This is a genomic window from Microbacterium sp. SORGH_AS_1204 (genome assembly GCF_030818935.1).
GTDB lineage: Bacteria > Actinomycetota > Actinomycetes > Actinomycetales > Microbacteriaceae > Microbacterium.
Genome location: NZ_JAUTBD010000001.1, coordinates 1,666,585 through 1,679,834, shown reverse-complemented (window position 1 = coordinate 1,679,834; position 13,250 = coordinate 1,666,585). Strand labels below are relative to the sequence as shown.

Below are 13,250 nucleotides of genomic sequence, written 5' to 3'. Positions count from 1 at the left end.
GGACTCGAGGGAATCGGCAGACGCCGCTCTCGCACCGTCGTGGGGAGGGGTACTTCCGTCGTCTCCCGCATCGTTGACCAGCCGATCAGAAGACGTCGACGATCCGCGGCAGATCCGCGGGGTGCCTCTGACGAACGGGCTGATGACGCGAGCGCGTCGAAAACGGACGACGCCCGCCCCCGCGAAACGGCGGGGACGGGCGTCGACGTGATGCTGAGGCGATCAGACCCCGAAGTACAGCTCGTACTCGAAGGGGTGCGGGCGCTGGGCCATCGGCTGGATCTCGTTCTCGATCTTGTACTCGATCCAGGTGTCGATGAGCTCCTGCGTGAAGACGCCACCGGCGAGCAGGAACTCGTGGTCGGCGCGCAGTGCCTCGAGCGAGTCGAGCAGCGAGTTCGGAACCTGCGGGATGTTCGCGGCCTCTTCGGCGGGGAGCTCGTAGAGGTCCTTGTCGACGGGCTCGTGGGGCTCGATGCGGTTCTTGATGCCGTCGATGCCGGCCATGAGCTGCGCCGCGAACGCGAGGTACGGGTTGCCCGAGGCGTCGGGGGCGCGGAACTCGATGCGCTTGGCCTTGGGGTTGGTGCCCGTGATCGGGATACGGATGGCCGCGGAGCGGTTACCGGCCGAGTAGACCAGGTTGACCGGAGCCTCGAAGCCCTTCACCAGACGGTGGTAGCTGTTGAGGGTCGGGTTGGTGAAGGCGAGGACGGCGGGCGCGTGCGCCAGCAGACCACCGATGTACCAGCGCGCGATGTCGGAGAGGCCGCCGTAACCGGTCTCGTCGTAGAACAGCGGCTTGCCGTCGTTCCACAGCGACTGGTGGGTGTGCATGCCCGAGCCGTTGTCACCGAAGAGCGGCTTGGGCATGAAGGTCGCGACCTTGCCCCACAGCTCGGCGGTGTTCTTGACGATGTACTTGAACTTCAGGATGTCGTCGGCCGCGTGCAGCATCGTGTCGAAGCGGTAGTTGATCTCCTGCTGACCACCGGTGCCGACCTCGTGGTGCGAGCGCTCGAGGGCGAAGCCCGCCTCGATCAGCTTCAGCGTGATGTCGTCGCGCAGGTCGGCCGTCTTGTCGACGGGCGAGACCGGGAAGTAGCCGCCCTTGTAGGGGGTCTTGTTGGCGAGGTTTCCGCCCTCTTCCACGCGACCGGTGTTCCAGGCGCCCTCCTCGGAGTCGACCGAGAAGAAGCTCGAGTTCTGCTTCACTTCGTAACGAACGTCGTCGAAGATGTAGAACTCGGCCTCGGGGGCGAAGAACGCGGTGTCGGCGATGCCGGTGGAGGCGAGGTACTTCTCAGCCTTCTTGGCGACCTGACGCGGGTCCTTGGAGTAGATCTCACCGTTGCGCGGGTTGTAGATGTCGAAGATCATCACGAGGGTCTTGGCCTCGCGGAACTGGTCGACGTACGCCGTGGTCACGTCGGGGATCAGCTGCATGTCCGACTCATGGATGTTCGCGAACCCGCGGATCGACGAGCCATCGAACAGCTGTCCGACGGTGAAGAACTCCTCGTCGACGGTCGAGGCGGGGATGTTGAAGTGCTGCTGCACACCAGGAAGATCCGTGAAGCGGATGTCGAGGAACTTGACGTCCTCGTCCTGGATGAACTTGAGCACCTCGGACGAATCTTTGAACATGAAGACTCCAGAGGTAGAACATTCGGGATTGGCGGGCCTCGCCCAGCCTCCTCGACCCTATACAGAACCGGTGTCTCGGCGATATCTCGCATGTTTCCGGCATGTTACGCGGAGCCGATTACTGTGGATGCCGTGACCGCACCCGCCGAGTACGAATACCCGGGCCAGCGGCTCGGCCTTCCCCGCGAGGGACGCGGCTCCATCGCCCGCCCGGGCCGCCGGATCGCCGCTCTGCTGATCGACGTCGCGAGCGCCGGGCTCGTCGGCTTCGCCTTCTTCTCGACCCCCGATCCGGTGACCGGCGTCCCGTTCGCGAATCCGGTCGCGGCCAACGTCATCTTCTTCGCCGTGCAGATCCTGTTCATCCCGCTGATCGGGGGAAGCCCCGGCCACCGCATCATGGGCATGCGTCTCGAACGGGCAGCCGGGGGATGGGTGGGGGTATGGCGGCCGATCGTGCGCACGGTGCTCCTGGCACTCATCATCCCCGCGGTCGTATGGGACGCCGATCAACGCGGCCTTCACGACAAGGCGGTCGACACCGTCCTCGTCCGCACCTGATGACATGACGAAGGCCCCCGCACCGGCGGGGGCCTTCGTCATGTCATGGGTCAGCGTGGTCGCGGCGACCGCATCTTCGTCGGGTCGACGCCCTTCGGGATCGGCAAGGACGACAGGCCCTGCGAGACCGAAGACACGCGCTTGATGACGGCGGCCATCGTGGCCCGATCGACTTTCTTGGGCAGCGCCTTGATGGAGGAGGCGAGCTTGGCGATCGGCACCTCGTCGTCGCCGTGACCGACGTAGAGAACCGTGACGGGCACGCCCGAGGCGACACGCTGCACGCGACCGCGCTCCTCGCCCACGAGACGGGTCAGACGACTGCGGTTGCCCTCGCCGATGAGGACGACACCACCACGCCCGATGGCGCGGTACAGGGCCTCTTGCGTGCGCGGGTTCACCGCGACGGGGGTCTCCGACGCCTGCCAGTTGCGGCCGAGCGACGACGACAGCACGTGGCCGGTGGCCCCCGGCATCCCGTCGATCTTCTTATACATCGCCGTGGTCGACAGACGCGTCATGGTGATCATCGAGGCCAGGATGCCGGCCAGCAGGCCCGTGACACCCCAGAGGATGATGCTCCAGACCGCCAGCGGTGGGATCAGGAAGCCGATGAGCACGCCGAGGGCGATGCCCACGAGCACGATGCCCGCCAGCAGGAACGGCAGCCACCGGTACTCCTTCTGGGTGAAGGTGTAGAGCGTTTTGAGCTGCGAGAAGAAGCCCGGACGCTTCTCGGGCGTGGAAGTGCGAGCGGCCATGGGTCGATTCTATCTTCGCCGCCGCCCCCTCCTCCCCAGCCTCCTGATCACGCCGACCATCCCCGATCGGGTGTCGTCACGCCGCGGCCAGGGGCCTCGGTCCGAGACCATCGGGGAATGAGCGATTCCCCGGCATCCGTTCTCGCCGAGCCGTTCGAGGCCTATCTCGATCGTCGTGCGCGCAGCAACCTCCCGTTCGCTCCGGGTGAGGCCGTGACCGCGGCCGTCGCGCTCCTGCGCGGGTGCCGCCGGGCGACCGGGACGTTCGTGGGCACGCGGTGGTGGCTCCGGGCGGACGGGTGTCCGATCGTGCGGGAGGAGGGGGACGGTCCGGATGCCGTCGCGGCAACGGCCGACGTCCTCGAGAGGGTCGCGGCCAACGCGTCCGACGACTCCACGCGCGGCATCCTGGCGCGAGCGCGAGAAAGCGTGCTCACCCTGCCGCCGCGGGAGTGGGAATCGCTGGAAAGGCGTCTCTTCCAGCACGCCGACCCCCTGCCGCTCATCCTCGGCCCGCTGACGCCGGTCGGCGGCGAGCCGCCCCCGCCCCCCGCACCCGAAACCGTCGCGCCGGTGTCGCGCGTACTCGCGCTCGTCGATGCGGACCTGGCGCTCACCGTGCAGGAGGCGCTGCGAGATCTCCGCGAGCGGTGGCGCACCTCGCCAGCGGTACGACTCGGCATGACCGGTGCGGCCGCCGCGCTGATCATCGTCGCGGCGGTGCTGCTGTGGCCGCAGCCGAACCACGAAAGGGCATCCGACCCCGGCGGCCTCCCCGCGGGTGTCATCCGCGTCGCGGCTCCGACCGCGGGGCCGTCGACGGCGTCGGTTCCGACGACGACCCCCTCCATCCCGGTGCAGGGGGAGGCCGAGGAGGACGCCTCGACCGCCCCATCGCGCAGCTCTGCTCCTGCGCCGTCCGACGACCCCGTCGAGATCGCGCGTACCCTCTTCGCGGATGTCGACCGGTGCGCCGACGACGTCGCCTGCGTGACCTCGTTCACGGACATCTCGGCCGATTTGCGAGAACCGCTCCCCGCCGGCGCGGCGGAGGCCGACATCGAGCTGATCGACGACTTCGGCGGGGTGTTCGTCGTGCGCCTCACGGTCGAGTCGACAGCGCACTACGTGACCATCGTGAGGCAGAAAGACCGATGGCTGGTCCGCGCCGTCGGGGGCGCGGACCAGCCATCATGAGCCGGTGGTCAGCGGTGTCAGTAGCCGAGGTCGCCCTCGAACTGCGCCGCCTCGAGGCGGGCCTTGACCGCGCCGAGGAAGCGGGCGGCGTCGGCACCGTCGATCGTGCGGTGATCGTACGACAGCGCGAGGTACACGTACGAGCGCACGGAGATCGCATCCTTGCCGTCGACCGACACGACGCCCGGCTTCTTCACCACGGCGCCGAGACCGAGGATGGCCGACTGCGGCAGGAAGACGATCGGAGTGTCGAACAGCGCGCCGCGCGAACCGGTGTTGGTCAGCGTGAACGTGCCGCCCGCGAGCTCGTCGGGCTTCAGCTTGTTGTCGCGCGTGCGTGCCGCCAGGTCGGCGATCTCACGAGCGAGCTGCGCGATGTTCTTGTCGCCCGCCTCCTTGATCACGGGGGTGAGCAGACCGCGCTCGGTGTCGACCGCGATCGCGATGTTCTCCTGGGCGGGGTAGACGATCTCGTCGCCCTCGACCGTGGAGTTGATGATCGGGTACGTCTTGAGCGCCTCGATGGCGGCGATCGCGAAGAACGGCAGGAACGACAGCTTGTCGCCGGTCTTCTGCTGGAACTCGCCCTTCACACGATCGCGGAGGGCGGCGACCTTCGTCACGTCGACCTCGACCACGGTGGTCAGCTGCGCAGTGGCCTGCATCGACGCCACGGCGCGCTCGGCGATGACCTTGCGCAGACGCGACATCTTCTGCGTCGTGCCGCGCAGCGGCGAGACCTCGACGGGGGCCGGAGCGGCGGCCGAAGCCGCGGCCGCGGGTGCCGACGACGCGGCGGGCACCGACTTGGCCGCCTCCGCCGCCTTCAAGACGTCTTCCTTGCGGATACGACCGCCGACACCGCTCCCCATCACCGACGAGAGGTCGACGCCCTGCTGCTGCGCGAGGCGACGCACGAGGGGGGTCACGTAGGTGATGTCGTCGTTCGACGACGCGGCGGCAGCGGGAGCAACCGGCTTCTCCTCGGCGGCAGGAACAGCAGGCTTCTCCTCGGCGGCGGGAGCGGCGGGCTTCTCTTCCGCGGCGGGAGCGGCGGGCTTCTCTTCCGCGGCGGGAGCAGCGGGCTTCTCTTCCGCGGCCGGAGCGGGCGCCTCGGGCTGCGCGGCGGGGGCCGCGCCGCTGCCGATGCGCGCGAGCGCAGCGCCGACGTTGACCGTCTCGTCTTCCTGAACGAGGATCTCCTGCAGCGTGCCGGCGACCGGCGACGGGATCTCGGTGTCGACCTTGTCGGTCGAGATCTCGAGGAGCGGCTCGTCGACGGCGACATCGTCGCCGACGGCCTTCAGCCAGCGGGTCACGGTGCCCTCGGTCACGCTCTCGCCCAGTTCGGGGAGCTTCACCTCGGTCGAGTCGCCACCGGCGGCGGGGGCGGACTGCTCAGCGGGAGCAGCCTGCTCAGCCGGAGCGGCCTCGGCGGGCGCGGCCTCCTGAGCCGGCTCCGACTCCTGCTCGGCCGGAGCGGCCTGCGGGGCATCGTCGGACGACGCGGCACCCGAGCCGTCACCGATCTTGGCGAGGACGGCACCGACCTCGACGGTCTCGTCTTCCTGGACGAGGATCTCCTCGATGACTCCCGAGATGGGGGAGGGGATCTCGGTGTCGACCTTGTCGGTCGAGATCTCCAACAGGCCCTCGTCCTCCTGGACGGTGTCACCGACCTGCTTGAGCCAGCGGGTGACCGTTCCCTCGGTGACGCTCTCGCCGAGAGCGGGGAGGACGACGGAAGTGCTCATGGATATGTCTCCTTCGTACCGGATGCGGTATCTAGCTTAGTGACCGGTTGGCGGTCAGAGTGCGTGCAGGGGCTTGCCGGCGAGGGCCAGGAAGGCCTCGCCGAGCGCCTCGCTCTGGGTGGGGTGCGCGTGAACGAACGGCGCGATGTCTTCGGGGTGCGCCTCCCAGCCGACGGCGAGCTGCGCCTCGGAGATCAGCTCTCCGACGCGATCGCCCACGAGATGCGCGCCCACGACGGGCCCGTCGACCCGGCGAACGATCTTGACGATGCCTGACGTGCCGATGATCTCGCTGCGGCCGTTGCCGGCCAGGTTGTACTCGTACGCCTTCACGGCCTCGGATCCATAACGATCCTGAGCCTGGGCCTCGGTGAGCCCGACGGAGGCCACCTCCGGGTGCGAATACGCGACGCGCGGGACGTCGACGTCGGGAACGAGCACGGGCGAGAGACCCGCGATCTCCTCGGCGACGAAGATCCCCTGCTGGAACCCGCGGTGGGCGAGCTGCAGGCCGGGAACGATGTCACCCACGGCCCAGACGTGCGCGGCGGCGGTGCGCAGGCGCTCGTCGGTCTGCACGAAGCCGCGGTCGAGCACGACCCCCGCCTCCTCGTATCCGAGGCCCGCAGTGGCGGGGCCGCGGCCGACGGCCACGAGGACGTAGTCGGCCGACAGCTCCGACCCGTCGTCGAGCGTGACCGTCGCGGCATCCGCCGTCTGCGTCAGCGAGGCGAAGCGTCGGCCCAGCTGGAATGCGATGCCGCGCTTACGGAAAGCCCGCTCCAACGCCTTGCTGGAGGAGACGTCCTCGGCGGGGAGCAGGTGCGGCAGCGCCTCGACGATGGTGACGTCGACGCCGAACGAGCGCCACACGCTCGCGAACTCGACGCCGATGACACCGCCGCCGAGCACGATGACGCGCTCCGGGATGACGTCGAGATCGAGGGCCTGCTCGCTGGTGAGCACGCGGCCGCCGATCTCCAGACCCGGCAAGCTCCGGCTGTAGGAGCCGGTGGCGAGGATGACGTCGGCGCCGCGGTACAGGTCGTCTCCGACGCGCACGGCGGGGCCCGCCTCGAGCGCGCCCTCACCCGAGACGACACGGATGCCGCGGGCGGAGATCAGCCCCTCGAGGCCCTTGAACTTCTTGGCGACGATGCCCTCGCGGTAAGCGCGCACGCGTACCGGGTCGATTCCTCCGAGAGTGACCTCGACGCCGATGTCGGCGGCCGAGCGGGCGGCATCGGCCACCTCGCCGGCGTGCAGCAGCGCCTTGGTGGGGATGCACCCGCGGTGCAGGCACGTGCCGCCGAGCTTGTCCTTCTCGACGAGGACGACGTCCTTGCCCAGCTCGGCGAGACGCAGAGCGGCCGCGTACCCGCCGCTTCCACCGCCCAGGACGACGACGTCGGCCGTATAGTCGGTCATCGGGCGGCCTCAGCAGCGAGCATCTCGACGAGCGAGCGCACCGTTGCGCCGGTCACGCCCTTGTCGGTGTATCCGAAGGGCGCCGACTTGTTCATGCCGACACCCGCGATATCGAGGTGCACCCACGGGATGCGGGCGGCGTCGGCGTCTTCCGAGACACGACCGACGAAGTGCCGGAGGAAGAGGCCTGCGAACAGCGAGCCTCCGGCCGGGTCACCGATCTTCGCGTTCTGCAGGTCGGCGATGGGGGAGTCGAGGTCGTCGACCATGTGGTCGGGCAGCGGGAGCTGCCACGCGAGCTCGGCGGCACGGCCGGCCGCGGCCAGGTACGAGGCCACCGCATCGTCGTCTCCCATGACGCCGGTGTGGCGGTTGCCGAGGGCGACGGTGATGGCGCCGGTGAGCGTCGCGACATCGACGATGAGGTCGGGTTTCTCACGGCTCGCGGCAGCCAGGCCGTCGGCGAGCACGAGACGCCCCTCGGCATCGGTGTTGAGCACCTCGACCGTGGTGCCGTCGAGCGTGCGCAGCACGTCGCCCGGGCGGGTGGCCCGACCCGACGGCATGTTGTCGGCGATGCACAACCACACGCTGAGTCGCACGGGCAGCTGCATCTCGGCGGCGGCCTTCAGCACGGCGAGCACCGTCGCCGCGCCGCACATGTCGTACTTCATGCCGACCATGGATGCCGCCGGCTTGAGCGAGAGACCACCGGTGTCGAACGTGATGCCCTTGCCCACGAGGGCGACGTGACGCACCGCACCGGCGGGGGAGTAGTCGAGTCGCACGAGACGGGGCGGGCGATCCGAGCCCTGCCCCACGCCCAGGATGCCGCCGTACCCGCCGTCGCGCAGCGCGGTCTCGTCGAGCACCTCGACGTCGACGGGCAGCCCGTCCACCGCCTTCACGGCGGCGTCGGCGAAGTCGGCGGGCCCGAGCCACTCGGCCGGGGTGGTGACGAGATCCTTCACGAGCGCCACGGCACCGCCGATGGCCGCCACGGCCGCGACGTCGGCCTCCGACGGTGCGGCGGAGGCGGCCACGCTCACGCGGGCGGCCCGCGCCTTGGGCGACTTCTTCTTGTAGTCGGCGAAGCGGTAGCCGCCGAGGGCCGCGCCCTCGGCGAGCGGGCGCCACGGGGCGTCGATGAGCGCCTCGACCGCCACGTGCGCGAAACCGGTCAATTGGCGAAGGCCCACGCCCGCGGCATCCCGCAGGGCGGCTTCCCCCGGGTCGGTGCCCGCTCCCGCGACAGCGAGCGGCGTCTGCACGCCCGGTACGTGCACACGCTGGAACGAACCGGTCGCTCCCGTGAAGCCGACCGCCGTCAGCGCGGCGCCGAGGCCGTCCCATCCGTAGGGGTCGGGTGCCCCTTCCGAGAGGGTCGGGACGATCAGCAGGATCGCGTCGGCGTCGGACTCGCGTACGGGGGCGTCGGTGTACGCCACAGAGGGGAAGGGCATGGCATCCATCCTAGGTTCGGGTGTGTTCGCTAGCAGCGGGACGCACCGCGGCCGAGTCATCCGCGACCGCTCGTAAAGTGGTCGTATGCCCGCATCCGCACCGCTGTACGACCGTGCCCCCACGGCGCCGCCCGTGCCGTCGGGCCTGCCGCTGGTGATCTCGCTCACCGGGTTCACCGACGCCGGCGGCGCGGTGACGCGCCTGGTCGAGTACTTCCGCAACGACCTCGACCCGAATCCGCTGGTCGTCTTCGACAACGACACGCTGCTCGACTACCGGGCTCGCCGTCCCCTCATCACCTTCGTCGAAGACCACCTCACCGACTACCGCCCCGCGCGTCTCGAGCTGTCGCTGGCGCACGATTCGCTGGGTGCGCCGTTCCTGCTGCTCGCGGGGTACGAGCCCGACTTCCTCTGGGAGGCGTTCGCCGAGTCGGTCCTCGAACTCGCCGCCGGGCTGCAGGTGTCGTCGATCACCTGGGTCCACGCCATCCCCATGCCGGTGCCGCACACCCGCCCCATCGGCACGACCGTCAGCGGCACGCGTCCCGACCTCGCCGAGGCGCACTCGGTGTGGCGTCCGCACACGCAAGTCCCCTCCACGGCGGGGCATCTGCTGGAGTACCGCTTCGCCGAAGCGGGCGCCAAGGTGGCGGGTTTCGCACTCCTCGTTCCGCACTACCTCGGCGACACCGAGTACCCGGCAGCGGCTCTGGCCGCCCTCGACAGCCTCACCGTCGCGACCGGACTCGTCTTCTCGGGCGAGGTGCTCCGCGAAGAGAACCGCGAGTTCCTCGCCAAGGTCACCGAGCAGGTCGAAGCCAGCGACGAACTGACGCGCATGCTCGAGAACCTCGAGGAGCGCTACGACGCGTACATGGCCGGCTCCACCCAGGCGACGCCGATCATCCACACCGGTGATCTGCCGAGTGCCGACGAACTCGCCGCCGAGTTGGAGCGTTTCCTCGCGTCGCGCCCCGGCGACGACGATCGCCGCGGCAAGCTCGGCTGAGCCTCTCGCGCCGATCCCGCGGTCGCCCCGAGATCATCGGATGCCAGGTCACCGGCATCCGGGAATGCATGGATGTCGCGGAGCGTTGTCTACGCATAGATCCCCGGTCCGCGTCAAGTCCCGGTCCGAGGATGTGAGACAATGAAGAACCTGACCCGTTGTCAACCGGACCAGGAGCCCCCGCTCCTCGGCTCGGGACTTGACAAGGGTCTTACTAGTGTCCGAGAACGACCGGCGGCCGTGCAACGTACGTTCCCGGTGAAAGGCGAAACGTGGCAGGCACGACAACCAAGACCCGCTCCCGGAGTGCGAAGGACACCGAGCTCGAGGACTCCGAGGAGACCGTAACGGCGTCGACGACGACGGCCGCGAAGAAGGCTCCCGCCAAGAAGGCCCCCGCCAAAGCCAAGGCGACGCCCGCCAAGGCGAAGACCAAGGCGAAGACCGACGACGACCTCGAAGACGAAGAGGACGTCGATGACGAGGACGACGTCGAGATCGAGGTCGACGACAGCGACGACGCCGATGACTCCGACGACGCCGCCAAGGGCGACGCGAAGAAGTCGGACGACGACGATGACGAGGCTCCCGTCAAGCCGGCCGAGGCGCTGCCCCAGGGCGCGATCGTCATCTCCTCCAGCGACGACGAAGACGTCCCCGTCTACTCGGCGCAGATCACCGGCGCCACGGCAGACCCGGTCAAGGACTACCTGAAGCAGATCGGCAAGGTCCCGCTGCTGAACGCGGCCGAAGAGGTCGAGCTCGCCATGCGAATCGAGGCGGGCCTGTTCGCGGAAGAGAAGCTGTCGAACATGTCGGCCGCCGAGAAGACCAGCCAGCTCGGGCTCGACCTGCAGTGGGTGGCCCGCGACGGTCAGCGCGCCAAGAGCCACCTGCTCGGCGCCAACCTGCGTCTGGTGGTCTCGCTCGCCAAGCGCTACACCGGTCGCGGCATGCAGTTTCTGGATCTGATCCAGGAGGGAAACCTGGGCCTCATCCGTGCGGTCGAGAAGTTCGACTACACCAAGGGCTTCAAGTTCTCGACCTACGCCACGTGGTGGATCCGTCAGGCGATCACGCGCGCGATGGCCGACCAGGCCCGCACCATCCGCATCCCCGTGCACATGGTCGAGGTCATCAACAAGCTCGCCCGTGTCCAGCGCCAGATGCTGCAGGATCTCGGTCGCGAACCCACTCCGGAAGAGCTGAGCCGCGAGCTCGACATGACCCCCGAGAAGGTCATCGAGGTGCAGAAGTACGGCCGCGAGCCCATCTCGCTGCACACGCCCCTCGGTGAAGACGGCGACAGCGAGTTCGGTGACCTCATCGAGGACACCGAGGCTGTCGTGCCCGCCGACGCGGTCGGCTTCACGATGCTGCAGCGCCAGCTGGAGTCGCTCCTCGACTCGCTCAGCGAGCGCGAGGCCGGCGTGATCCGCATGCGCTTCGGCCTCGGCGACGGTCAGCCCAAGACCCTCGACCAGATCGGCGACACGTTCGGCGTGACGCGTGAGCGCATCCGTCAGATCGAGTCGAAGACCATGGCGAAGCTGCGTCATCCCAGCCGCTCGCAGTCGCTCCGGGACTACCTCGAATGAGCGGCGAGGCCAACGCCGGCAAGGCGCTCACCCGAACCGTCGAGGGCACCTCGTACGCTCGCATTCCGATCCGCACGCGGGTCGTCATGCCGGGCGACGACCTCGACGCCTTCATCCTCGAATACGCGAAGGATGCCGTGCAGCCGGGCGACCTGCTGTTCGTCACCGAGAAGATCGTGGCGATCACGCAGGGCCGCTCCTACAAGCTCGACGCGATCAAGCCCCGCAAGCTCGCGCTGTTCCTGTCGAAGTACGTCACCCGCACGCCCTACGGCATCGGCCTGGGCATGCCCGAGACGATGGAGATGGCGCTGCGCGAGTGTGGAACGCCCCGCATCCTGGTCGCCGCGGCGGTCTCGGCCGTCACCAAGGCGCTGGGCCGCAAGGGCGACTTCTACCGCATCGCCGGCGACAAGGCCCGCGCGATCGACGGCCCCACCAGCGGCACGATTCCGCCCTACAACCAGGCCGTCGTACTCGGCCCGGAGCGGCCTCGCGAGGTCGCCGCGCGCCTCAAGAAGCTGCTCGGCGGCGACCTGCAGGTGGCCGTGGTCGACATCAACGACCTGGGCGGCAACATCCTCGGCTCGACCATGGACAAGGCCGGCGAGAAGCGTCTCGTCGCGATCCTGAAAGACAACCCGCTCGGCCAGGGCCACGAGTCGACACCGCTCGGCATCGTCCGCCACGGCTGACAGCACCACCCTCGAGGCCCGTCCCGTACGCGGGGCGGGCCTCGAGCGTTTCCGGATGCCGGGCGGCGGCCGGGGCGCCCCGGCGGCGCCACGCAGCGCACAGGCGCAGCGGCATGCAAGGCGCCGACGCAGCGGTGGGCGGGACGCTCAACGGGAGCGCGCGAACACGCCGACATACGGGGTGCCCACGGCAGGCGCCGGCACGGCGTCGACGAAGGGCGTCAGCGACGCGGCGGGTCGTCGCGCCCGGGTTTGGCCGGCCCCTCGCCGCCGCGACGCAGGTACCGCTCGAACTCCTGCGCGATGGCATCACCCGAGGCTTCGGGGGAGTCCCACGTGTCGCGCGTCTGCTCGAGCTGGCGGATGTAGTCGCTCATCTCTTCGTCGTCGGCCGCGGCGGCGTCGATCGATGCCTCCCACTGCCGTGACTCGGCCTCGAGGTCGCCGCGCGGCACGGTGATGCCGGTGATCGACTCGAGCCGTTCCAGCAGCGCGAGGGTCGCCTTCGGCGACGGGGTGTGGCCGGCGACGTAGTGCGGCACGCTCGCCCACAGGCTCGCCGTGGGGATCCCGACCTGCTCGGACGCGTGGCCGATGGCGCTCAGGATGCCGACGGGCCCCTCGTAGAGGCTCCGCTCGAGCCCGAGCGACTGACGGACGGCCTCGTTGTCGCTGCCGGCGAAGACGGAGATGGGGCGCGTGTGCGGCACGTCCGACATCATCGAGCCGAGCGCGACGAACCCCGTGACGTCTTCGCGCAGGGCGACGTCGATGAACTCCGCCGCGAACGCCTGCCAGGCGCGCGCGGGTTCGACACCGACGAGCAACCAGATCTCGGCGTCGTCCGAACGGCCGACCGGACGCAGCAGCGTGGCCTCGGGCCAGGTCAGGGTGCGACGCCCCTCGGCATCCAGTCCGATCTGGGGCCGGGTGTACTGGTAGTCGAAGTACAGCTCGGGATCGACCGAGTGCACGACCTCGTACTCCACGTCGGCGCGCAGCAGGGACGCTGCCGCCGACGCGGCCTCTCCGGCGTCGTTCCAGCCGTCGAAAGCAGCGACGATGATCCGGCGACCCAGTGCGTCCACGCAACCTCCTCTGCCCCGTCGGGGCTGGCTTCCAGAATAGGCGCAC

11 protein-coding genes are annotated in these 13,250 nt (G+C 69.3%); 5 read left to right on the top strand and 6 right to left on the bottom strand.

Going from position 1 to position 13,250, the window contains the following annotated elements; genetic code table 11:
• Positions 1-222: 222 nt before the first annotated feature.
• A complete protein-coding gene (glnA, locus tag QE410_RS07620) occupies positions 223-1,647 on the bottom strand; it encodes a type I glutamate--ammonia ligase (protein ID WP_058231593.1) in 1,425 nt (474 codons plus the stop codon).
• Positions 1,648-1,779: 132 nt separating this feature from the next.
• On the opposite strand from glnA, the gene QE410_RS07615 reads away from it, so the two are divergent.
• Positions 1,780-2,208 carry an RDD family protein gene (locus tag QE410_RS07615; RefSeq protein ID WP_307330071.1) on the top strand — a complete coding sequence of 143 codons (429 nt, stop codon included), beginning with the start codon at positions 1,780-1,782 and terminating at the stop codon, positions 2,206-2,208.
• Positions 2,209-2,258: 50 nt separating this feature from the next.
• On the opposite strand, the gene QE410_RS07610 is transcribed toward QE410_RS07615, so the two are convergent.
• The gene (locus QE410_RS07610; RefSeq protein ID WP_307330068.1) at positions 2,259-2,969 is read right to left on the bottom strand and encodes a DUF4191 domain-containing protein; all 711 of its coding nucleotides are present in this window, start codon (positions 2,967-2,969) and stop codon (positions 2,259-2,261) included.
• A gap of 117 nt (positions 2,970-3,086) precedes the next feature.
• Here QE410_RS07610 and QE410_RS07605 point away from each other — a divergent pair, with 117 nt between their 5' ends.
• A complete protein-coding gene (locus QE410_RS07605; protein ID WP_307330066.1) occupies positions 3,087-4,166 on the top strand; it encodes a hypothetical protein in 1,080 nt (359 codons plus the stop codon).
• A 17-nt stretch (positions 4,167-4,183) separates the two neighbouring features.
• On the opposite strand, the gene sucB is transcribed toward QE410_RS07605, so the two are convergent.
• Genes sucB through QE410_RS07590 form a run of 3 tightly spaced genes read right to left on the bottom strand, consistent with a single transcriptional unit; the run spans position 4,184 to position 8,811 of the window.
• On the bottom strand, positions 4,184-5,920 hold the full coding sequence (sucB, locus tag QE410_RS07600; RefSeq protein WP_307330061.1) for a 2-oxoglutarate dehydrogenase, E2 component, dihydrolipoamide succinyltransferase: 1,737 nt from the start codon (positions 5,918-5,920) through the stop codon (positions 4,184-4,186).
• Positions 5,921-5,974: 54 nt separating this feature from the next.
• Positions 5,975-7,348: a dihydrolipoyl dehydrogenase gene (gene lpdA, locus QE410_RS07595; RefSeq protein WP_307330058.1), complete on the bottom strand. Its 1,374-nt coding sequence runs from the start codon at positions 7,346-7,348 to the stop codon at positions 5,975-5,977.
• Positions 7,345-8,811, bottom strand: a complete 1,467-nt coding sequence (locus QE410_RS07590) for a leucyl aminopeptidase (protein ID WP_307330055.1) — start codon at positions 8,809-8,811, stop codon at positions 7,345-7,347. Before QE410_RS07590 ends, lpdA begins: the two co-directional genes overlap by 4 nt.
• An 85-nt stretch (positions 8,812-8,896) precedes the next feature.
• On the opposite strand from QE410_RS07590, the gene QE410_RS07585 reads away from it, so the two are divergent.
• The 3 genes from QE410_RS07585 (at position 8,897) to QE410_RS07575 (ending at position 12,116) form a co-directional block, all read left to right on the top strand.
• Positions 8,897-9,823: a proteasome assembly chaperone family protein gene (locus QE410_RS07585; protein WP_307330052.1), complete on the top strand. Its 927-nt coding sequence runs from the start codon at positions 8,897-8,899 to the stop codon at positions 9,821-9,823.
• A 272-nt stretch (positions 9,824-10,095) separates the two neighbouring features.
• A complete protein-coding gene (locus QE410_RS07580; RefSeq protein ID WP_307330050.1) occupies positions 10,096-11,421 on the top strand; it encodes an RNA polymerase sigma factor in 1,326 nt (441 codons plus the stop codon).
• Positions 11,418-12,116: a coenzyme F420-0:L-glutamate ligase gene (locus tag QE410_RS07575; protein ID WP_058231602.1), complete on the top strand. Its 699-nt coding sequence runs from the start codon at positions 11,418-11,420 to the stop codon at positions 12,114-12,116. The genes QE410_RS07580 and QE410_RS07575 overlap by 4 nt, the downstream gene beginning before the upstream one ends.
• Positions 12,117-12,337: 221 nt before the next feature.
• Here the strand turns inward: QE410_RS07575 and QE410_RS07570 are convergent, their stop codons facing one another.
• Positions 12,338-13,204, bottom strand: a complete 867-nt coding sequence (locus QE410_RS07570) for a PAC2 family protein (protein WP_307330045.1) — start codon at positions 13,202-13,204, stop codon at positions 12,338-12,340.
• Positions 13,205-13,250: the final 46 nt, after the last annotated feature.

Excerpts from the sequence above, each read along its gene's own strand:
- glnA (WP_058231593.1), bottom strand. The coding sequence starts at position 1,647 with ATGTTCAAAGATTCGTCCGAGGTGCTCAAGTTCATCCAGGACGAGGAC.
- QE410_RS07610 (WP_307330068.1), bottom strand. The coding sequence starts at position 2,969 with ATGGCCGCTCGCACTTCCACGCCCGAGAAGCGTCCGGGCTTCTTCTCG.
- QE410_RS07605 (WP_307330066.1), top strand. The coding sequence starts at position 3,087 with ATGAGCGATTCCCCGGCATCCGTTCTCGCCGAGCCGTTCGAGGCCTAT.
- sucB (WP_307330061.1), bottom strand. The coding sequence starts at position 5,920 with ATGAGCACTTCCGTCGTCCTCCCCGCTCTCGGCGAGAGCGTCACCGAG.
- lpdA (WP_307330058.1), bottom strand. The coding sequence starts at position 7,348 with ATGACCGACTATACGGCCGACGTCGTCGTCCTGGGCGGTGGAAGCGGC.
- QE410_RS07590 (WP_307330055.1), bottom strand. The coding sequence starts at position 8,811 with ATGCCCTTCCCCTCTGTGGCGTACACCGACGCCCCCGTACGCGAGTCC.
- QE410_RS07585 (WP_307330052.1), top strand. The coding sequence starts at position 8,897 with ATGCCCGCATCCGCACCGCTGTACGACCGTGCCCCCACGGCGCCGCCC.
- QE410_RS07575 (WP_058231602.1), top strand. The coding sequence starts at position 11,418 with ATGAGCGGCGAGGCCAACGCCGGCAAGGCGCTCACCCGAACCGTCGAG.